General features: G+C 69.5%; 18 protein-coding genes. 11 read left to right on the plus strand and 7 right to left on the minus strand.

The genetic code is table 11. The annotated features are described in order from the left end of the window. Positions 1–38 precede the first annotated feature (38 nt). Positions 39–1,049: an aldo/keto reductase gene (locus tag AB0395_RS19475; protein ID WP_366282336.1), complete on the minus strand. Its 1,011-nt coding sequence runs from the start codon at positions 1,047–1,049 to the stop codon at positions 39–41. Between the two features lie 118 nt (positions 1,050–1,167). Here AB0395_RS19475 and AB0395_RS19480 point away from each other — a divergent pair, with 118 nt between their 5' ends. Next, positions 1,168–2,064, plus strand: coding sequence for a helix-turn-helix transcriptional regulator (locus AB0395_RS19480; protein WP_366282338.1), 897 nt, complete (start codon positions 1,168–1,170; stop codon positions 2,062–2,064). 196 nt (positions 2,065–2,260) lie between these two features. Further along, on the plus strand, positions 2,261–2,803 hold the full coding sequence (locus AB0395_RS19485) for a hypothetical protein (protein WP_366282340.1): 543 nt from the start codon (positions 2,261–2,263) through the stop codon (positions 2,801–2,803). 107 nt (positions 2,804–2,910) lie between these two features. Here the strand turns inward: AB0395_RS19485 and AB0395_RS19490 are convergent, their stop codons facing one another. Continuing rightward, positions 2,911–4,056 carry an acyl-CoA dehydrogenase family protein gene (locus tag AB0395_RS19490; RefSeq protein ID WP_366282342.1) on the minus strand — a complete coding sequence of 382 codons (1,146 nt, stop codon included), beginning with the start codon at positions 4,054–4,056 and terminating at the stop codon, positions 2,911–2,913. Positions 4,057–4,472: 416 nt separating this feature from the next. Between AB0395_RS19490 and AB0395_RS19495 the strand changes: the two genes are divergently transcribed. From AB0395_RS19495 to AB0395_RS19505, 3 genes are all read left to right on the plus strand, one after another. Continuing rightward, on the plus strand, positions 4,473–5,711 hold the full coding sequence (locus AB0395_RS19495; RefSeq protein WP_366282344.1) for a hypothetical protein: 1,239 nt from the start codon (positions 4,473–4,475) through the stop codon (positions 5,709–5,711). A gap of 62 nt (positions 5,712–5,773) precedes the next feature. Continuing rightward, positions 5,774–6,658 (plus strand): class F sortase, encoded by an 885-nt coding sequence (locus tag AB0395_RS19500; RefSeq protein WP_366282345.1) that lies wholly within the window; start codon positions 5,774–5,776, stop codon positions 6,656–6,658. A gap of 218 nt (positions 6,659–6,876) precedes the next feature. After that, entirely contained in the window at positions 6,877–7,287 is a 411-nt protein-coding gene (locus AB0395_RS19505; RefSeq protein ID WP_366282347.1) for a S8 family serine peptidase, read from the plus strand. Positions 7,288–7,476: 189 nt separating this feature from the next. Here the strand turns inward: AB0395_RS19505 and AB0395_RS19510 are convergent, their stop codons facing one another. Further along, the gene (locus AB0395_RS19510) at positions 7,477–8,397 is read right to left on the minus strand and encodes a carbon-nitrogen hydrolase family protein (RefSeq protein ID WP_366282349.1); all 921 of its coding nucleotides are present in this window, start codon (positions 8,395–8,397) and stop codon (positions 7,477–7,479) included. A gap of 382 nt (positions 8,398–8,779) precedes the next feature. Between AB0395_RS19510 and AB0395_RS19515 the strand changes: the two genes are divergently transcribed. After that, positions 8,780–9,742: a threo-3-hydroxy-L-aspartate ammonia-lyase gene (locus tag AB0395_RS19515; protein WP_366282351.1), complete on the plus strand. Its 963-nt coding sequence runs from the start codon at positions 8,780–8,782 to the stop codon at positions 9,740–9,742. Here AB0395_RS19515 and AB0395_RS19520 read toward each other — a convergent pair. Further along, entirely contained in the window at positions 9,725–10,744 is a 1,020-nt protein-coding gene (locus AB0395_RS19520; protein ID WP_366282353.1) for an AraC family transcriptional regulator, read from the minus strand. The two genes, AB0395_RS19515 and AB0395_RS19520, sit on opposite strands and share 18 nt — an antisense overlap. Positions 10,745–10,896: 152 nt before the next feature. Here AB0395_RS19520 and AB0395_RS19525 point away from each other — a divergent pair, with 152 nt between their 5' ends. Next, positions 10,897–12,369 (plus strand): MFS transporter, encoded by a 1,473-nt coding sequence (locus tag AB0395_RS19525; RefSeq protein ID WP_366282355.1) that lies wholly within the window; start codon positions 10,897–10,899, stop codon positions 12,367–12,369. On the opposite strand, the gene AB0395_RS19530 is transcribed toward AB0395_RS19525, so the two are convergent. Together AB0395_RS19530 and AB0395_RS19535 are read right to left on the minus strand one after the other, a co-directional pair. Beyond that, positions 12,320–13,102 carry a methylenetetrahydrofolate reductase gene (locus tag AB0395_RS19530; protein ID WP_366282356.1) on the minus strand — a complete coding sequence of 261 codons (783 nt, stop codon included), beginning with the start codon at positions 13,100–13,102 and terminating at the stop codon, positions 12,320–12,322. The two genes, AB0395_RS19525 and AB0395_RS19530, sit on opposite strands and share 50 nt — an antisense overlap. Before the next feature lie 97 nt (positions 13,103–13,199). Continuing rightward, positions 13,200–13,988 carry a GNAT family N-acetyltransferase gene (locus tag AB0395_RS19535; RefSeq protein WP_366282358.1) on the minus strand — a complete coding sequence of 263 codons (789 nt, stop codon included), beginning with the start codon at positions 13,986–13,988 and terminating at the stop codon, positions 13,200–13,202. A 167-nt stretch (positions 13,989–14,155) separates the two neighbouring features. Here AB0395_RS19535 and AB0395_RS19540 point away from each other — a divergent pair, with 167 nt between their 5' ends. The 3 genes from AB0395_RS19540 (at position 14,156) to AB0395_RS19550 (ending at position 17,027) form a co-directional block, all read left to right on the plus strand. Then, the gene (locus tag AB0395_RS19540; RefSeq protein WP_366282359.1) at positions 14,156–15,379 is read left to right on the plus strand and encodes a glycerophosphodiester phosphodiesterase family protein; all 1,224 of its coding nucleotides are present in this window, start codon (positions 14,156–14,158) and stop codon (positions 15,377–15,379) included. Between the two features lie 125 nt (positions 15,380–15,504). Continuing rightward, positions 15,505–16,116 carry a TetR/AcrR family transcriptional regulator gene (locus AB0395_RS19545; protein WP_366282360.1) on the plus strand — a complete coding sequence of 204 codons (612 nt, stop codon included), beginning with the start codon at positions 15,505–15,507 and terminating at the stop codon, positions 16,114–16,116. After that, positions 16,113–17,027 (plus strand): SDR family oxidoreductase, encoded by a 915-nt coding sequence (locus AB0395_RS19550; RefSeq protein ID WP_366282362.1) that lies wholly within the window; start codon positions 16,113–16,115, stop codon positions 17,025–17,027. The genes AB0395_RS19545 and AB0395_RS19550 overlap by 4 nt, the downstream gene beginning before the upstream one ends. 79 nt (positions 17,028–17,106) lie before the next feature. Here the strand turns inward: AB0395_RS19550 and AB0395_RS19555 are convergent, their stop codons facing one another. Further along, positions 17,107–18,045, minus strand: a complete 939-nt coding sequence (locus AB0395_RS19555; RefSeq protein WP_366282363.1) for a LysR family transcriptional regulator — start codon at positions 18,043–18,045, stop codon at positions 17,107–17,109. A 40-nt stretch (positions 18,046–18,085) separates the two neighbouring features. Here AB0395_RS19555 and AB0395_RS19560 point away from each other — a divergent pair, with 40 nt between their 5' ends. Then, complete coding sequence (locus AB0395_RS19560; RefSeq protein WP_366282365.1) at positions 18,086–19,345, plus strand: MFS transporter; 1,260 nt, start codon at positions 18,086–18,088, stop codon at positions 19,343–19,345. The last annotated feature ends 10 nt before the right edge of the window (positions 19,346–19,355 follow it).

Here is a 19,355-nt window from a genome sequence, read left to right on the forward strand (position 1 = left end):
CGGCTTACGGCGCGGCCGGATCGCGCCCCGGCAACGGCTTACGGCGCGATCGGGCCCTGCCCCGCCCCGGTACGGCGCAGCACCTCGGCGACCTCGGTCAGGTCGTCCGGGGTGAGGCGCACCTCGCCCGCGCCGGCCCAGTCGCCGATCTGGTCCGGTGTGCGGGCGCCGACGATGGCACCGCTCACCCCGGGCCAGGCCAGGGCCCACGCGACGGCCGCTGAGGCCGTGGAGACGCCGTGGCGGGCCCCGACCCTCCCCAGGACCTCCGCGACCGTCAGATTGGCGTCCAGGCCCGTGGTGAAGTCCGGGTGATCGCGACGCCAGTCGTCCTGAGGCAGGGCGGCGGCCCGCTCCCGCGAGAAGGCGCCGGTGAGGAGACCCGACTGCATCGGCGAGTAGGCGATCACCGCGCTGCCGTGCTCCCGAGCCCAGGCGACCTCAGGGGCGGCCGTGCGGTTCAGGGCGGAGAAGGCGGGCTGGACGGCGTCGACGTGCGCGACGCGCTCGGCCGCCTCGAGCAGGGCGGTGTCATGGTTGGACAGGCCGATGGCACGGACCTTGCCCTCCCGCTTCAGGTCCGCCATGACCTGCCAGTACTCCTCGAGCGGCATCGGCTCGGCGAGGACCTCCTCCGCCGTCCCGCCCCAGCTCAGGGAGGTTCCGGTGTCGGGCCAGTGCACCTGGTACAGGTCGATTCGCTCGACCCCGAGCCGCCGCAGCGAGTCCTCGACCTCGCGCCTGACCTGCCTCATGCTCCGGTACGGCGCGGCCCCCCGATCGGCCGGGTCCCAGACGAGCCCGGCCTTGGTGAAGACGTAGGGCTTGTCCGTCAGGGACGCCAGCGCCTTGCCGACGACCTTTTCCGAGTGGCCGAGGCCGTAGACGGCGGCGGTGTCGATCCAGTTCACCCCGCTCTCCACGGCCCTGTGGATCGCCGCGACGGACTCGGAGTCGTCGGTCGCGCCCCAGCTGAACCGCCAGTCCGCGCCGCCGATGGCCCAGGCGCCGAAACCAACCTTGCTGATGTTCATGTCCGCGATGTTCATGACACCGAGTCTGGGGGCCGCGACCGGCCCTACCCAGTACCCTCCGATGCCTGGGGACGGCGGTGCCTGGGAATGGCAGGGCCAGGCTGCGCGGGTCCCGGAGGTGGATACTCGAAGGATGAACGAACTCGGCGATTTCCTGAAATCCCGGCGGGCGCGGGTGAGTCCGGAGGACGTCGGCCTGCGCACGTACGGCGGGCGGCGCCGGGTGGCCGGGCTGCGCAGGGAGGAGCTCGCCCAGCTCGCCGGAATGAGCGCCGACTACTACACACGCCTTGAGCAGGGGCGCGGCGGCGGCGTCTCCGAGGAGGTGCTCGCCTCCATCGCCGGGGTTCTCGGGCTGGACGACGACGAACGCGCCTACCTGTTCGACCTCGCCCGTCCCCGCAAGCCGGGACGACGCGCCCATCGGGAGGTCGCGGCGCCGCTGCGGTTCCTGCTCGAGGCGGCCGAGGGCGTCCCGGCCTACGTGATCGACCATCGGATGCAGATGCTGGCCTGGAATCGGCTGGCCTCCGCGCTGATCCTCGACTTCGGGGCGGTTCCCGAGGAGGGCCGCGACTGGGGACGCCTCTGCTTCCTGGACGAGCGGACCAAGGAGATCTTCCCCGACTGGGAGCGGAAGGCCAGGGCCGCGGTCGCGGTCCTGCGGCTCAACGCCGCCAGGTACCCCGACGACCCCCGGCTCGCGGCGCTGGTCGGTGAGCTGTCGATGAAGAGCGAGCTGTTCCGCCGCTGGTGGGCCGACCACAACGTGCAGGAGAAGACCAAGGGGACCATGCGGTTCCGCAATCCGGTCGTGGGTGAGCTGACCCTGCACTTCCAGACGTTCGCGGTGGTCGGCGCGGCCGACCAGGTGCTGGTCACCTACGCCGCGGAACCGGGGTCGGACTCGGAGACCGCGCTGCGGCTGCTGGCGAGCTGGACGCTAACGGAACGTCTGTCCCCACAGGGCGAGCATCACCAGGATGAAGACGATCATGACGCCCGCGTAGGCGACCGTGCTGAGCCTTAGGGCCCGCCGTACCCGGTTGAGCCCCCAGGCGAACAGGAACGCCAGGAAGACCAGCAGGATCAGTCCGCTGTCCATCAACACCGCCTCAGGGGGAGCCTACGGTGACCAGTATGCGTCGACCGTAAGGATCTTGCGGCGATTAACCGCGATGTCGTGTCTCGTGGAATGGTTGCTGCCCGTGAGTAGATGGTTGAAAGTGACACGCGTTCCCTCGTTCCCGCAGCGGGCCGTGCGGGTCCCCGCGCTGGCCGTCGCACTGGTCGCAACGCTGGCCGCCTGCTCCGGCGGAGGCGACTCGTCCGCCGCCTCCCCGGGGCCAACGGCCTCGACGAGCGGCCCGGCCGCCTCGTCCGCCGCGACGGAGACCCCGACGGCCGCACCGGAGACCCCGACGGCCGCGCCGGTGGAGCCCTCGGGCTCCCCGTCGTCCTCCGCCGCCGAGACGCCGGAGGCGGAGCCTACACGCCTGCAGATCGACGACGATGTGACGGGGACGCTCAGCCTGCTGGGGAACGGCTCGATCGTGGTCGACACCGGCAAGGGGACGCGGGAGGCGGCGCTCACCGCCGACACGATCGTGCTCGATGTGCAGGGGAGCGTCTGCGACAAGGGCGCGGTCCCGCACAGGTGCACGTCCGCGCAACTGGCCAAGGCGCTCAAGGCGGGCGTCTCGTTCGAGGCCAAGGTGCTGATCTCGGACGGCAAGGCGGTGAAGGTCGAGGAGATCGTCAAGGACTGATCCGGCTCGACCGGCTCGGCCGGATGAGGAAGTCACCGCTGTCGCGCGGGAGAAGCGTGCATGGTCCGGCTTCCCGAACAGTCGGAGCCCTGAGCCCGTCCGCGGTGCTAGAAACCGAACGAGCGGCCGATGATCTCCTTCATGATCTCGGTCGTGCCGCCGTAGATGGTCTGCACGCGGCTGTCCATCCAGGCCTTGGCCACGGGGTACTCCGTCATGTATCCGTAGCCGCCGTGTAGCTGGAGGCAGCGGTCGACGACCTTGTTCTGCAGCTCCGTGGTCCACCACTTGGCCTTGGCCGCGTCCACGGCGCTCAGCGTCCCGGCGTTGAGCGCGAGGATGCACTTGTCCACGTAGTGGCGGGCGATCTCGACCTCGGTGTCCAGCTCGGCCAGCACGAACCGGGTGTTCTGGAAGCCGCCGATGCTGCGGCCGAAGGCCTTGCGGGATCGGCAGTACTCGATGGTCGTCTCCAGGACGCTCTCCGCCACGGCGACGGCCATCACCGCGATCGACAGCCGTTCCTGCGGCAGGTTGGCCATGAGCTGGTAGAAGCCCTGTCCCTCCTGCTCGCCCAGCAGGTTGGCCACGGGAACCCTGACGTTGTCGAAGAACAGCTCCGCCGTGTCCTGGGCGTGCATGCCGATCTTCTCCAGGTTGCGGCCCCGGCCGAACCCCTCCATGCCCCGCTCGACGACGAGCAGTGAGATGCCCCGGGAGCCCGCCTCGGGATCGGTCTTGGCGACCACGACGACCAGGTCGGAGTTGATGCCGTTGGTGATGAAGGTCTTCTGGCCGTTGAGGACGTAGTGGTCGCCCTCGCGTGCCGCGGTCGTCCTGATGCCCTGCAGGTCGCTGCCCGCGCCGGGCTCGGTCATCGCGACGGCCGTGATCAGCTCGCCCGCGGCGAAGCCGGGCAGCCAGCGGGCCTTCTGCTCGTCGTTCGTGAGGTCAACGAAGTACGGCGCCATCACGTCGTTGTGCAGGGAGTAGCCCAGACCGGTCGCGCCGATCCTCATGACCTCCTCGACGATGACGGCGTTGTAGCGGAAGTCCTTGATCCCGGATCCGCCGTACTCCTCCGGCACCCCGAAGCCGAACATCCCGATCTCCCCGGCCTTCTTCCACACCTCGCGGGGGACGATGCCGTCCTTCTCCCACTGGTCGTGATGGGGGAGGACCTCGCGGGCCAGGAACTCGCGCACGGTCTCCCGGAAGAGCAGGTGCTCCTCCTCGAAGAGGTCTCGCTGCATGGACTGCCTCCTTGGATACGATGACAGAATACAATTCTGTTACTCATAGGTACACCACGTTGGCGAGCCTTGTACCGCTCTCGCGGGGGAGGTGACCGCATCACAAGTCCGCCACAGTCTCCTGGGGGTCTTGTCATCTTCCTGCGTCAGGGGGGTGTGGGGCAGTACGATCCGGACCGAGTTGTGATTCGATGACCGGTTTTGTGGCCAGATCGCGATGATCGGAGCGTCCAGTGGTGCGGTGGGGAGCAGGGCTCCGTAGGACGGTTGTCGCCTCAGCCTTGGGGTTTTCCTGTGCCGGGCTGGTCGTGATTCCTTCGAACGCATCGAGGGCTAACACCCAGGTCCAGCCCTACTCGTATATATGTAAGGGGCCCGGAGTCACGGGGGACGTGCCCGTTTCGGTGGGTGTGTCTGTGGCGACACCCGTCTATGCGAGCAAGCCGCTGATCGTGAACTGGACGCTGAACCAGCTCGCCCTCAACGCGAATCCAGACTTTTTGGCCGGTGGACATCTTCTGGCCACCGCAACGTCGAGAATCGACGGGCTGTGGGAGCAGCGACAGGCGGTTCTCATTCTTCCCTCGGAAAGTCGAACCGATCTCCCGTCTTACACGGGAACCCCGAAGCCTATCGTTGTTCCGGATCTGAAGGGGCAGGTCGACGCGCCGAGAGATGGTAGCGCGACGATCGTTCCCGAGAAAATCGCTGTCGACTTCATCCCGTCCCAGCGCCTGGTCAACAGCGCCGACATCCCTGACCCCACTCATTCTCTACATAGAGTTCTCTACAGTCCTTCCAACGATTGGAAGAGCATTGAAAAGTCTGTGGTGAATTCTGTCGAACAGGCCTATGGGAACGAGATTCAAGAAGCTTCCAAGAAGAACTCGACAGCTGCGGTCGAATTCATCGGCACAGGTATCGAGTACATCGGTGAACGGACGATCGGGTTGGGGGAGGTTGGGGTCTCCTTGACTCCGGACCCGATCTTCAATTCCGATGTGATCACGGACAAGGTGGAACCCTTCAAGAAGGACGGGGTTCCGGTTCCGACTCCGAGTCCCACCTCCACGGAGGCTCCGAAGCTCTACGTGAAGGAAACCCTGTGGAGGTCGCCGAGTTCCCTGGGGTATGGCAAGCACGTGCTGAAGTTGACGAACAACGAAGACAAGCCCATGCGGGTGGACGCGTTCAGGGTCCTCTCCTCGACGGTGACGCATGATGTGCCGTCCCCGTATCGAGTGGACTGCCAGCTCGCTACCGGTGCGCCTGTCCCCCCGGTGAAGGTCACCGTCGAAAAACTACCGACCTCAACACCGACGACGCCTACCCCGACCCCCACGCCCACCAGGACGCCGACCGTGACCCCCAGTACGGTCTACACGACCGTCCCGCCCGGTACCAGCACCACCACCGCGACCCCCAAGCCCACCCTCACCGTCACCGCGACCGTGACCCCGACCCGGCCGACGCCGACCGCTCCCCAGGTGGTCGTGACGCCCACCGGCGGCGCGCAGACCGGTGAGGCTCCGGACGAGAAGAGCTCATCGGGCATGGGGCTGATCGGCGGCGGGACGGCGATGGTGCTGGGAAGCGTGATCGGTGGCGTGGCGTTGAAGAGGCGGCGGGCGGCGCACGCCCGTGGTCACGAATAGGGAAGTCAGGGGCAAGGTAGGGCGCGTGCGCGTGCTCGGGGACAGGTAAGGAAGGGCGCCGGATGTATCCAGGGCCTTCGCAGGGCGGTCCGGACCCCTACTACGGCGACGGCCGTCCGCCGAGGAGCAAGGGCGGCCTGCTGCTGCCCGCGCTGCTGGTGGTCGGGGCGCTCGGCGGGGTGGCCGCGGTCATGGCGGGGCTGCTGACCTATCTGACGCCGGTCGCCGACGAGGAGCCGTACGGGCCTCCGGTGCCGCAGGCGGCGAACACCATGATCGTGCAGGACGTCCCGACGCCGGGAGCCCAGGCAGCGCAGACCGCGCCGCCGGAGCAGCCCCAGGATCAGCAGCAACAGCAGCAGGACCCGGTGGCGCTGCCGTCGAGCGTGGGGCCCGGCGGGCTTGATGTGCCGTTGACCGCCGCCGCCCCCACGGCGCCTCCGCCGCTGCCCGTCGTCCAGCCGCCCGCGCCGCTCAAGAGCGCGGGTGTGCGGCCGAACAAGCTGGCCATTCCCAAGATCGGTCTGATGGCTCCGCTGATGGCGCTCGGGGTCGACGCCAAGAAGGAGATCCAGACTCCGCCACTGAGCAAGCCGAACCTGGCGGGCTGGTACAAGAACGGCCCGATCCCGGGCCAGCAGGGGCCCTCGGTGGTGCTCGGGCACGTGAACACCCGGAGCGGGGCGGCCGTCTTCAGCCGCCTGAAGGAGATCAGACGCGGAGACAAGATCAAAGTCTCCCGGTCCGACGGGACCATCGTGGAGTTCACCGTCGATGGCGTCGAGCAGGTCAGCAAGAAGTCGTTCCCGTCGAAGCGGGTCTACGGCAACACCGGAGAGGCGACCCTCAGGCTGATCACCTGCGGTGGCGTCTACAACCGCCAGACCCACCACTACACCGACAACATCATCGTCTACGCGACCCTGTCGGCCACCCGCAAAGCCTGATCGCGCTCCTCCTCACCGGCACCCCACCGGCCCCCTCGCCGACATCCGAGAGGACCGCGTCCGCTGAACGCGCGGTCCCGCCCGGCAGCGGAACGCCGGTGGCCGCGCCGGGCCCTCGGCGTTTCGCGGCACGGCCGGGACATCGGCTGATTTTCGTCCCGGATCGATGGTGAGGACCGCCCCACCCTTTTTCCGGGATATCTGGCTCATGTCGTCGAATGACGGCGATCCCTACTTTGGCCGCATGCTCAGAATCGAAACGGCTGCCCCACGGGAGGGGCTCCGCTCGCATCTTCCTCCCGCTCTCCTACGCCGACGCGTTCACCGTCGGAGGGGTGGACGAGAAGAGGCGGGTGCCTCTGTTCAGCAGCCGTGGTCCGGTCGGCGGGCTGTCCAAACCGGACATCACCGCCCCCGGCGTCGACGTGTTGTCGGCAATGTCGCCGATATCGCGCTCGTCGCGGGCGGTGTTCTGCTCATACTGCTCACTCTGCGTGGGATCCCCCTCAGGGCAGAACCCGTCGACGAGCGCCCCTGAGGGCCAGGACTCCCGAAGCTACGGCCAGGGGCAAAGTAGGGAGCTGGCCGGACAGAACGTCAACTCTGTCCGGTCACGTAACGGCGTCTGACCAGGTCAGCGCAGTAAGACCGCTGCGGGAACCAATCCGGCCCCACGCCGGACACGGCCATCCACAGCCGAAACCTCGCCTTCCGCCTCCACCGCCTGACCAGCCCTGTTAGCCCTTTCCGGCATACTTGGTCTGTCCCCCCAGGGAGGGTGTTCCGGGAGGCGTCTCGCGGCCTCCCGGAGGGCAGGGTCAGTCCAGGAAGCGTGCCGGGCTGAGACGTCTGCGGTCGACCTCGACGCGGAAGACGTCGCCGCGCGAGTAGTGGCCGACCGGGTCGAAACTCTGCCGCTCGCCGCGCACCACGGCCGGGTCGGCGTCCGCGATGACCAGCCGCTCCTCGCCCGAGACCGGCGGCACGATCCACTCCCCGTCGGGCCCGGCGATGGCCGAGCCGCCGTCGCAGCGGGATCCCCGTTCGGCCAGTTCGTCGCGGAAGGGGAACCCGGAGGGGAGGTCGGCGTAGGAGAACAGGGCGCCCGCGGCGAGCGAGTAGACCCGGCCCTCCATGGCGATGAAGCGGGTGATGTCGGTGGTCAGGCGGGTCGAGCCGGGCCAGACCGAGACGTGCACGTCCTCACCCTGGGCGTAGAGGGCCTGCCTGGCCAGCGGCATCCAGTTCTCCCAGCAGTTCAGGCCTCCGACGTTGAGCCCGCCGACGCGGTGCACCCGGAGCCCGTGACCGTCACCCGAACCCCAGACGAGCCGCTCCTCGTGGGTCGGCATCAGCTTGCGGTGGGCGCCGACGACGCCCTGTTCAGGGGAGATCGCGACCAGCGTGCAGTAGACCGTGCCCCTGGCCCGCTCGGTGATGCCCAGGTAGGTGAAGACGCCCAGGTCCCGGACGGCCTCGGTGACGGTTCGCAGTTCGGGGCCGTCCAGCTCGACGGCTGCGTCCAGGTAGGCGGCGTAGGCCCGTTTCTGCTCGGGGTCGTTGAACCTCGCTCCTCCGGTGTGCTCGACCCAGAAGGGGTAGCCGGACAGGAACGTCTCGGGGAACGCCAGTAACTCCACGTTGTCGGCGGCGGCCTTGCCGAGGAGGTCGAGCACCTTCGCGGTTCCGGCGGCCGGGTCGAGCCAGGGGCAGCGGGCCTGCGCGGCGGCGATACGCATGCCGCGATCTTCCCAGAAGGCACCCGCCTCTCCCAGAGCGCGGAGCCTTCCCGCTCCGAGATTCTCCCGGCTCCGAGCTTTTCCGCCCCGAGTTGTCTCGCCCCGAGTTGTCTCGCTCTGAGTTCTCCCGGCTCTGGGTTTTCCCGCTCTGAGCTGTCCGCTCCGAGTTCTCCCGACTCCGAGTCTTTCCGCCTGGGTTCTCCCGCCCTTGGGTCTTCTCACCCCGAGTTCTCCCGGACCAGGGTCTTCCGGACCCCGGGCCCCGGACCCCGGATGCCTCCGCTCGGACGTCCATCACAGATCATGGATGTTCCCGCAGAACCCGAACCCGGCTCTCGGCCGATCACCCTGCCCGCTCCGACGAACCAGAAGGAACCGGTCAATGCCCCAGTCACCGACCTACGACGACGTCCTGAGCGCCGCCGCCCGCATCGCGTCCCACGCCCACCGCACCCCGGTTCTGCGCTCACGCCTGGTCAACGAGAGCGTCGGCGCCGACCTGGTGTTCAAGTGCGAGAACTTCCAGCGCATGGGCGCCTTCAAGTTCCGTGGCGCGTTCAACGCCCTGTCGCGGTTCACCCCCGAGCAACGACGTGCCGGTGTGGTCGCCTACTCCTCGGGCAACCACGCCCAGGCGATCGCCCTGGCCGCCCGGCTGCTGGACATCCCCGCCACGATCGTCATGCCGCACGACGCGCCCGCCGCGAAGGTGGCCGCGACGAAGGGGTACGGCGGCCAGGTCGTCGTCTACGACCGCTACACCGAGGACCGCGAGGAGATCGGCCGCGCGCTGGCCGCGGAACGCGGCCTCACACTGGTCCCGCCGTACGATCATCCCGACGTCATCGCCGGTCAGGGCACCGCGGCCATGGAGCTGTTCGAGGAGGTCGGCGACCTCGACGCGCTCTTCGTGCCCCTGGGCGGCGGCGGGTTGCTGTCCGGCACCGCGCTGGCGGCGCGGGCGCTGTCACCCGCCTGCAGGCTGTACGGCGTCGAGCCCGAAGCGGGAGACGACGGCCTGCGGTCCCTGCGCAAGGACGCCATCGTCCACATCGACACCCCGGAGACCATCGCCGACGGCGCGCAGACCCAGCACCTCGGCACCCACACGTTCGCCGTCATCCGCCGCGAGGTCGACGACATCTTCACCGTCACCGACGCCGAACTCGTCGAAGGCATGCGGATCTTCGCGTCCATCATGAAGATCGTCGTCGAGCCGACCGGATGCCTCGGCTTCGCCGCCGTCCGCAAACTCGCCGCCCGTCTGGGCGGGAAACGGGTCGGCGTCATCATCAGCGGCGGCAACGTCGACCTCAGCCGCTTCGCGTCACTGCTGGCCTCCTGACAACGCGGGGTCCGCGGGCGTCTGCCGTTCCGGGAGCGCCGCCCCGGCCGCGGGGCTTTTCGCGCGGGCCTGTTTGCGGTATCTGCCGGGGGCCGTGCCGTACCGGCGTTTGAAGGCGTTGGCCAGGGCGAACTCGGAGGCGTAGCCCACCTGGTTGGCGATGCCGCTAAGCGGCGCGTCCGACTCGCGCAGGAGCCGCGCCGCAATGGTCATGCGCCACCAGGTCAAGTAGGCGAGCGGGGGCTGACCGGCCAGCGCGGTGAAGCGCCTGGCGAAGGGCGCGCGGGACAGCCCCGCCTGCGCGCCCAGCTCCCGCACCGTCCAGGGGCGCGCGGGGTCGCGGTGGATGGCGGCCAGCGCCGCCGCGACCGCCGGGTCGCCCAGCGCCGCCCCCCAGCCCGTCGCCGCGTCGCGGTCGGCGTGGTCGTCGAACCAGGCACGCAGGATGAACAGCAGCAGCACGTCCAGGAGGGCGGGTACGGCGGCGCCCGCCCCGAGACGGGCGTTCTCCAGCTCGCCGCCCAGCAGGTCGACGGCCGCGCGCAACTCCGGATGGCGGCCGAGCCTGGCGGGCAGGTGGACGATCTCCGGCAGGTCGCCGAGCAGCGGATGCGCGTGGGCGGGATCGAGCTGGTAGGCGCCGCACAGGGTCACGCTGGGCACACCCGAGCCCCGCGGCGCCCCCTCCGGCGGGAGTTCTTCACGTTGTCCCAGATGGACGCCGTCCTCTCCCGGCGGGCAGGAGGGTTCGGTCAGCGGGGAGGAGGGAGCGTCGGCGAGCGCGTGGTCGACCGCCCTGGGCAGGAACACGACGTCGCCCGGGCCGAGCGCGATCGGCTCGTCGCCCGGTCTGAGCAGCCAGCACGTGCCCTGGAGGATCACGTGGAAGGCGGCTCCCGACCGTGCCGGATAGCGCCGCCCCCAGGGGGCCTGGCGCCGTACGCGTGCGGAGACGGGGTGTCCGACGCGCATGGTCGTGATCACATCGCTGAGCACATCCATGTCAGAAACATATCGTGCCATCCTGATAGAGAGACGATCACGTATGAGAAGAGGATTTCGCAGTATTAAGCATCTCCAGCGTGCCCCGTACGGTCGGAGACATCCGCTTCCGCGGCGGAAACGTACTCTTCGGACAGCAGGAGATCTCGCAGATGACCCCTCCCTCCTCATCCGGTCGTGGCTCGCCCTGGAGCGCCTTCGCCGTGCTCAGCGCCGCGCAGATGATGATCATTATTGATTCCAGCATTGTCTACGTGGCCCTTCCGGCCATCCAGTCCGATCTGGGCTTCTCGCCGGCGGGCCTGGCCTGGGTGGTGAACGCCTACATGATCGCCTTCGGTGGCCTGCTGCTGCTGTCGGGGCGTCTGGGCGACCTGATCGGGCGCAAGCGCATGTTCGTCCTCGGCCTGGTCGTCTTCACCGTCGCCTCTCTGCTGTGCGGCGTCTCGGTGAACCAGGAGATGCTGGTCGCCGCCCGGTTCTTCCAGGGCGCGGGCGGCGCCATGGCGTCGGCCGTGGTCATGGGGATCATCGTGACGATCTTCAAGGAGCCACGGGAGATGGCCAGGGCGATCGGCGCGATCGGCTTCGTCGCCGCCACGGGCGCCACGATCGGCGGTGTCGCCGGAGGCGTCCTCACCCAGGCCGTCGGCTGGCACTGGATCTTCTTCGTCAACGTGCCCGTCGGGGTCGTGGCCGCGGTGCTGGCCGTACGCCTGCTGGGCGCCGACCGTGGGCTCGGGTTCGGTGCGGGAGCCGACGTCGTCGGCGCCTTCCTGGTCACCGCGGGCCTGATGCTCGGTGTCTACACCATCGTCGGGATCGAGGGGCACGGCTGGGGCTCGGCGCACACGCTCGGCTTCGGCGGGGTGTCCCTCGCCCTGCTCGCGGCGTTCGTCGTACGGCAGGCCACGGCGCGGACCCCCCTGGCACCGCTGCGCATCTTCCGGTCACGCGACCTCTCGGGCGCCAACCTCGTCCAGGTGCTGATGGTGAGCGGCATGTCCGGATTCCAGCTCCTCACCATCCTGTACATGCAACGGATCCTGGGGTACGGCCCCGCGGAGACCAGTCTGGCGGGGCTGCCCATCGCGCTGGTGCTGGCGCTCGTCTCGCTGGGCCTGTCCCCAAGGCTGAACACCCGCTTCGGTCCGCGCCCCGTGCTGCTCGCCGGGCTCGTCCTCGTCACGGCGGCCCTGGCGCTGTTCACCCGGGCTCCGGTGGACGGCGGATACCTCACGGACGTCCTGCCCCCGCTGGCGCTGCTGGGTTTCGGCGCGGGGCTGGCGATGCCCGCGGTGATGACGCTCGCCATGTCCGGCGTCGAGCCCGGGGATGCCGGGCTCGCCTCGGGGCTGGCGGGCACCGGCGCGCAGGTCGGCGGCGCGCTCGGCCTCGCGGTCCTGACCGCGCTGGCGTCGGGCCACACCGGCACCCTGACCGCCGGTGGGCACGACGCCGTCTCCGCGCTCAACGACGGCTACCACCTCGCCTTCGCCGTCGGCACAGGGCTTCTGCTCACCGCCCTCGCCGTCGGCGTCGGCCTCCTGCTCACCGCCACCGCCGCCGCCGTTGTCAGCGAAGAAGGTGTTCCAGCCGGGCCGCCACCTGGCGGTAGCGGGTGACCGGGATCAGGTGCACCCCGTCGAACGCTCCGGAGTCCCTGATCCGGAGAATCTGCTCGCAGGTGGCCTCGACCCCGGCGTCGCGGTCGGCGGCGACCTTCTCCACCAGCTCACCGGGGATGTCGATGTCCGGGATGGCGGCCGCGAGACGCCGGGCGTGGTTCTCACTGGCCAGGACCATCACGCCCGCGTAGACGGGGACATCGACGGGGTTGGCCTCCCGCCATCTCAGCAGGGCCTCCAGGGAGAAGCTGACCTGGACGAACACGAAGTCCGCCGCCCGCTTCCACGCGGGCAGCGGACGCAGTCCCGCGGCCGTGCCGACCTGGAAGGGCGGGGTGCCGGCGAACGCGGCGTCCTGCGGGAGGGTGCGAACCTCCTCGATCATCGCCCGCACGTTCAGGTCTCCGGTGCGGTTGCCCGAGGCGGGCTTGTCCCCGTAGACGAACAGGAACCGGTCGACGCCGTACGCCGCGGCGGTCAGCAGGTCGCGGCGGAACCCCAGCAGGTTGCGGTCGCGGGAGTTGAGGCACGCGATGCTGCGGCCTCCCATTGCCTCGACCTCGTGCGCGACCGCCACGCTGGAGACCGTGGCACGGCCTATGTGGTTGTCGGGCACAAGGAAGGTGTCGGCCACCTTGCTCAGGGTCCCGATCTGGTGCCGGACGTGCATCAGGTCGGGCCGGGTCGGCGGCTCGATCTCGCAGATCACTTGGAACGGGCGATTGGTCATGGGGCAAATCTAGAAAATCCTCGGGACGGTTTCCATCGGATGCCGAGGTTCGCTCCTCGGGGCACGACGCGGCCCCGGTCGGAGTGTGCAGTCCGGGTCAGGGCCGCGGCGGGGTCCACACGTACGGGGTGGTGGTGGTCACCGCCTGGAAACCCAGGCGGTGCAGGATCGGGGCGCTGTCGTCCGAAGCGTCCACGTGCAGGTACCGGACGCCGCGCGCGACGGCCCGCCGGGCGCGCTGGGTGACCAGCGCGCGGTAGATTCCCCTGCCCCGCCATTCGCGCAACGTCGAGCCGCCCCACATCCCGGCGAACTCGGTTCCGGCTCTGTAGGCGAGCCACGCCGCGGAGACGGTCACACCTCCGGCGTCGGCGGCCAGGATGGTGATCTCGTCGGGTGTGTGGGTGACCTGCTCGATCAGGTGCTCGCCGATCCAGCTCAGGTCCTCGTCCCAGATGGCCGACTCCATGGCGGCGATCGCGCGCAGGTCGTCGTGCGCGGTGACCTCGCGCAGCACAACGCCGTCCGGCAGGACGGGCTCACCGGCCAGTTCCTCCGCGAGCCCGATGAGCACCGTCTCTTGCGCCTCGGGGACGAAGCCCGCGTCACGGAGGCGGTCGACGAGATCCGCGGGCTCGTCGTGACCCCAGGTCTTCCACTCGACGTCCTGCCCTCGTTCGGCGAAGCGGTCACGCTGCCGGGCGATCAGCCGGTCGAGTTCCGCTCCCCGCACCCCCACGTCGCGGGGGGCGATGACCACGCCGCGCAACCGGCTGACGATGCGCAGCAGCGAGCCGTCCCGTTCGTGCGTGACGCCCGGGAGCGGAGTGGGCCAGATTCCTCGTACCTGCTCGTCGTAGGTCGCAAGCAGGGCATCGCTACTCATCACAAAGGGGACCTTATGGGCCGTGTCCATAGGTTTTCCCGATTGGTAGTGGTAGTCACGCCTTCGAGAGTGGAGTGTGGAGGCAAGAGTCTTTCCTGCCCATTCGGGTACATATGGCGATGTTCAGCGTGCCCCCCGCGAGACCGGAAAGCGGCGGGGGTACCCAGGTGTTGATCAAGATGGCGTGGGCCGGTGTGCCCGCCGTACTCGTGGGAGCCGTGCTCGTGGGAGGGGCGGCGTTCGCCGGGCTCCAGCCGGCGAGCGTGCCGGGCCCGGCCGGTACGGCGGGCGGCACGGGCACGACGGACACGGCGACGGACACAGCTACAGACGCAGCTACAGACGCGGCGACAGAGGCGACAGAGGGGCCCCGGTGCGGCGATCATGCGCCGATCGTCATCGCGCATCGCGGGGCCAGCGACTTCAGGCCGGAGCACACGCTCGCGTCGTACCGGCTCGCCATCCGGATGGGCGCCGACTACATCGAGCCCGACCTGGTCCCGACCAAGGACCACGTGCTGGTCGCCAGGCACGAGAACGAGCTCTCCGCGACCACCGACGTCGAGAACCACCCCGAGTTCGCCGGCCGCAGGACGACCAAGACGATCAACGGCCATCAGCGCACCGGCTGGTTCACCGAGGACTTCACCCTCGACGAGCTGCGCACCCTCAGGGTGAGAGAGCGCTTCCCCAAGCGACGGCCGCGCAGCAGGGCCTATGACGGGCGTGATCGGATCCCGACGCTGGAGGAGGTCGTCGAGCTCGCGCAGCGGTACGGCGTCGGCCTCTACCCCGAGATCAAGTACTCGACCTACTTCGCCTCGATCGGACTGCCGGTCGAGAGGCCGCTGCTGGCGACCCTCGCGCTGTACGGCTGGCAGGACAGCGAGGACCCGGTGCTCATCCAGTCGTTCGAGACGGGCAACCTGAGGGAGCTGCGTTCCCTGACGCGGCTGCGGCTCGTCCAGCTCATCGGCAGGGGTGGCGCGCCGTACGACCTGGTGAAGGCGGGGGACCGGCGGACCTACGACGACCTGGTCACCCCCGAGGGGCTGCGGCGGATCGCCGAGTACGCCGACGTCGTCGCCGTGATGACACCGCGAATCGTGCCGACGGGACCGGACGGGAGGCTGGCGGCTCCCACCTCGTTCGTCGAGGAGGCCCATCGCAACGGCCTGCGGGTCCACGTGGCGACCATCCGCACCCAGAACGCGGGGCTTCCCGCGGACTACCGGCGCGGCGATCCCAGCCGTCCCGCCTACCGGCGTGCCGCGGGGGACGTGGCGGGCTGGCTGACGCGGCTCTACGGGCTGGGCGTCGACGGGGTGTTCGCCAACGATCCCGTCAGCGCACGTGTGGTGCGGGACCGGATGTGCGCCGCCGGAGACTGACCTCGTCCCCCTGAGCCGGGCGGGCCGGAACATCGCCGGGCCGGGGCCTCGAACCGCCGGGACGGTTCGCGTGGCCCCCGGTCCTCCGCACCAAGTAGTTATTGCATGATGGTTTAATAACTTGTGTGGCGCGACCCAGGAAGATCACTGACGAGCGGCTGCTTGAGGCGGCCGGGACCGCGATCGCCCGGTTCGGCCCGGCATTCGTGCTGGCGGACGTGGCCGCGGAGGCCGGGGTCACTCCCGGCACGCTGGTCCATCGTTTCGGCTCGAAACACGGGTTGCTGGTCGCGATGATCGATGCCGCGATCGAGTCGACACGCTCCGGAACCGCGGCCGAGGCCGGAGACGTGGAAGACCCGGTGACGGTCATCCGCCAGGAGATCGTCGAGCGGTACGCGCCGCTGGACGATCCGCGGGCGGCGGCCAACAACCTGGCCCAGCTGGCCTTCGACCTCTCCGACGAGGTCCTGCGCGCACGGATGGCCGACCTGCACGCCGCGATCGAGGCCCGGATCGAGCCCCTGCTCGCACACGCGGCGCACACCGGAGACCTGCCCGGCGCGCCGCCGGCCCCGGTGGCCGCCCGGATCCTCGCGGCGTTGGCGGACGGGACGGCGATCCGCTGGTCGGCGAACCCGCGGGGCGGCCTGTGCGCACGCCTGCGGGACGACCTCGACGCGGTGCTGGCCGGCTGGGCCACGCGCCACCCCCCCAACCAGAGGAGGATGATATGAACCATTCGCTACACGGCACGGTGGCGCTGGTGACCGGTGCGACACGCGGAGCAGGCCGGGGCATGGCCGTCGAGCTGGGCGCCGCGGGCGCCACCGTTTACGTCACCGGACGCAGCACCCGGGCCGGGCGCAGCCCGGTGGACCGCCCGGAGACCATCGAGGACACCGCCGACCTGGTCACCGAGGCCGGAGGGAGGGGGATCGCGGTCCGGTGCGACCACATGGTCCCTTCCGAGGTGGCCGCGCTGGCCAGGCGCATCGAGGAGGAGCAGGACGGCCGGTTGGACGTCCTGGTGGACGACACCTGGGGCGCCGGGCGGTGGATCGAGTGGAAACCGCTGTGGGAGCACGACCTGGACAACGGGCTGCGGGCGCTGCGCAACGGCCTGGAGACCCACCTGATCACCCTGCACGCGCTGCTCCCGCTGCTCGTGCGCCGTGGTCGCGGACTGGTCTGCGAGATCACCGACGGCGACGACATGTTCAACGCTCACTACCGGGGCTCCATGTTCTTCGACGTCGTCAAGGTCGCCATCGCGCGCCTGGGCAAGATGCTCGATGAGGAACTGTCTCCGCACGGTGTCACCTCGCTCTCGCTGACCCCCGGATACCTGCGCTCCGAGGAGGTGCTGGAGATCCGCGGCGTCACCGAGGCGAACTGGCGCGACGCGATTCCCGAAGACAGGTGGTTCGCGATCTCCGAGACCCCGCGCTACATCGGCAGGGCCGTTGTCGCCCTGGCCGGTGACCCCTATGTGCGCCGCTGGGCCGGACAGTCGCTCTCCTCAGGGCAGTTGGCGAAACACTACGGATTCACCGACCTGGACGGCTCCCAGCCCCAAGCCAGCGCCCTGTTCGCCGACGCGTACTTCGGTGACAAGAAGGACGCGAACGCGGAGGACTATCGCTGACGGTTCCGGCGGGGTGGATCGTGCCGGAGGCTGTCGCGCCGGATGGTGTCCGTTCCGGATCAAGATGGCGAGAGCGGAATCACGAGTCGGATGACCTTGGGGATTCCGCTGCCGAGACACCAAGGACGGCCAGGAACGCTGCGGCGGCAGGCGATGGAGGGAAGCGGCTCCAGATGAGGTGCTCCATGCGCGCGGGAGCGTCGCGAAGCTGAAGGACGTGCAGGCCGGGGAATTCCGACACGAAGGCGGCGGGCAGCATCCCGATGCCCAGGCCCTGCCGGATCAGCCGAGTTATGAAGTCCACGGTCGTCACTTCGAAGGCGACCTCGCGCTGGACTCCGGCCGCGGCGAACGCCTCGTCGGACTGGGCTCGGGCGGCGGTGCCCGGGGGGAAGTCGACGAATGGATCGTCCGACAACTGATGCAGGTCCACCCGTTCCTTGTTCGCCAGCGGGTGGCCGGACGGCACCATGGCCACGAGGTCGCCGCGCGCCAGTTCTCGGCCGCGGACGCCACTGGGGCGTTGGCCCAGGGGAAGCCCCAGGAATGCGACGTCCAGGGTGCCTTGCCGTACCTGTTCGATCAGTTTCTCGCTGGCGCCTGAGCGGAGGCTGATGCGCGCTTGCGGGTGCCGCAGGTGGAAGTCTTTCAGCGCGGCGGGGAGATCGACCGCGGTGACGGTGGGGATGGCGCCGACGGCGAGCCGGCCGCGGATCTCGCCGGTGGCGGCCGCCACCTCGGCGCGGGCTCGTTCGGCGGCGTCGAGGGCTTGGCGAGCGGCAGGCAGGAACGCCTGGCCTGCGGGGGTCAGCCGGACACGGCGGCTGGTGCGGTCGAACAGCTTGGCGCCCAGCTCACGTTCCAGGCGGGCGATCTGGTGGCTCAGCGCGGACTGGACGACCAGGCACTGCTCGGCGGCGCGGGTGAAGTTGCTCGTCTCCGCGACAGCGACGACGTAGCGCATCTGTTGCAGTTCCATACATTGATCGTGATACACGATCGGTTCGATGACAATCATGTGTTGGACTCATTGATTCCCCGCCGCCGATGCTTGGGGCATGACAGCGAGAAAACCTCACACGAACGGCGTGTCGCGCGGGCTGCTGTTACTCATGTCGGTGGCCACCGGGTCAGCGGTGGCGGGCAACTACTTCGCGCAGCCGTTGCTTGACGTGATCGGCCGGGAGTTGGGGGTCGGGCCGTCGGCGGCGGCGCTGGTGGTGACCGCCGCACAGGGCGGGTACGCGCTGGGGTTGGCCCTCCTGGTGCCGCTCGGTGATCTGGTGGAGCGGCGACGGCTGGCGGTCGTGCTCTATGCGGTGACCGCGGTGTTCTTGCTGGTGTCAGCCACAGCCCCGAACGGCACGGTGCTCTTGGTCAGTACGGCGCTGACCGCGCTGACCTCGGTGGGAGCGCAGGTGGTGGTGCCGTTCGCGGCAACGCTGGCGGACCCGGCCGAGCGAGGCCGGGTGGTGGGCACGGTGATGACCGGGCTGATGCTCGGCCTGTTGCTGGCACGGACCGCGTCCGGGGCGTTGTCGGAGCTGGGCGGGTGGCGGACGGTCTACTGGGTGGCCGCGGCGCTGATGGCGCTGATGGCCGTGCTGCTGCGGATCTTCCTGCCCCGGCTCGGCGCAAGCGGCGAACGCCAGACCTATCTGGGCCTGCTGCGCTCAACAGTGGCGATGTTCCGGTACGAGCCGTTGCTACGGTGGCGGGCGGGGATCGGCGCGTTCAGCCTCGCCTCGTTCAGCGCGCTGTGGACGGCGCTGACCCTGCTGCTGTCGGGATCACCGTACGGCTGGCCGGAGTCGGCCATCGGCCTGGTCGGGCTGGTCGGTGCCGTGGGCGCGCTGACCGCCACGGTGGCGGGGCGGCTGGCCGACCGCGGTTTCGTACAGGTCGTCTCAGGCGCGGGAGCGTTCCTGCTGGTGGCGTCCTGGGCGGCGCTCACGGCGGGGGCGCACTCACTGTTCTGGTTGCTCGTCGGCGTGGTGGTGCTGGACCTGGCGCATCAGGCGGTGCTCAACAGCAGCCAGAACGTTCTCTACGCACTGCGGCCTGAGGTCCGTAACCGGATCAACTCCGCCTTCCTGACCACTCTTTTCGTCGGGGGCGCGGCCGGGTCCGCGCTGGCTTCGGCGGCCTGGGTACGCGGCGGCTGGAGTGGCGTGTGCGTCGTGGGCGCCACCCTTTCCGCCGGGACCGTCGTGCTCTGGCTCCTGGAGCGCGCCACTGTCCGCCAGGCGGCGGCCAGGGCCCAGAAGACCTCGGCTCACCAAAGCCATGACACGACACCGGCTGTCTCGGTCGACTGATCCGTATCCC

Origin of the sequence: Streptosporangium sp. NPDC051023, assembly GCF_040689595.1 — a bacterium.
Taxonomy (GTDB): Bacteria; Actinomycetota; Actinomycetes; order Streptosporangiales; family Streptosporangiaceae; genus Streptosporangium.

Bases quoted from the DNA above. Each gene is read 5' to 3' on its own strand.
- AB0395_RS19475 (WP_366282336.1), bottom strand. From the start codon at position 1,049: ATGAACATCGCGGACATGAACATCAGCAAGGTTGGTTTCGGCGCCTGG.
- AB0395_RS19480 (WP_366282338.1), top strand. From the start codon at position 1,168: ATGAACGAACTCGGCGATTTCCTGAAATCCCGGCGGGCGCGGGTGAGT.
- AB0395_RS19490 (WP_366282342.1), bottom strand. From the start codon at position 4,056: ATGCAGCGAGACCTCTTCGAGGAGGAGCACCTGCTCTTCCGGGAGACC.
- AB0395_RS19500 (WP_366282345.1), top strand. From the start codon at position 5,774: ATGTATCCAGGGCCTTCGCAGGGCGGTCCGGACCCCTACTACGGCGAC.
- AB0395_RS19505 (WP_366282347.1), top strand. From the start codon at position 6,877: ATGACGGCGATCCCTACTTTGGCCGCATGCTCAGAATCGAAACGGCTG.
- AB0395_RS19510 (WP_366282349.1), bottom strand. From the start codon at position 8,397: ATGCGTATCGCCGCCGCGCAGGCCCGCTGCCCCTGGCTCGACCCGGCC.
- AB0395_RS19515 (WP_366282351.1), top strand. From the start codon at position 8,780: ATGCCCCAGTCACCGACCTACGACGACGTCCTGAGCGCCGCCGCCCGC.
- AB0395_RS19520 (WP_366282353.1), bottom strand. From the start codon at position 10,744: ATGGATGTGCTCAGCGATGTGATCACGACCATGCGCGTCGGACACCCC.
- AB0395_RS19525 (WP_366282355.1), top strand. From the start codon at position 10,897: ATGACCCCTCCCTCCTCATCCGGTCGTGGCTCGCCCTGGAGCGCCTTC.
- AB0395_RS19530 (WP_366282356.1), bottom strand. From the start codon at position 13,102: ATGACCAATCGCCCGTTCCAAGTGATCTGCGAGATCGAGCCGCCGACC.
- AB0395_RS19535 (WP_366282358.1), bottom strand. From the start codon at position 13,988: ATGAGTAGCGATGCCCTGCTTGCGACCTACGACGAGCAGGTACGAGGA.
- AB0395_RS19550 (WP_366282362.1), top strand. From the start codon at position 16,113: ATGAACCATTCGCTACACGGCACGGTGGCGCTGGTGACCGGTGCGACA.
- AB0395_RS19555 (WP_366282363.1), bottom strand. From the start codon at position 18,045: ATGATTGTCATCGAACCGATCGTGTATCACGATCAATGTATGGAACTG.
- AB0395_RS19560 (WP_366282365.1), top strand. From the start codon at position 18,086: ATGACAGCGAGAAAACCTCACACGAACGGCGTGTCGCGCGGGCTGCTG.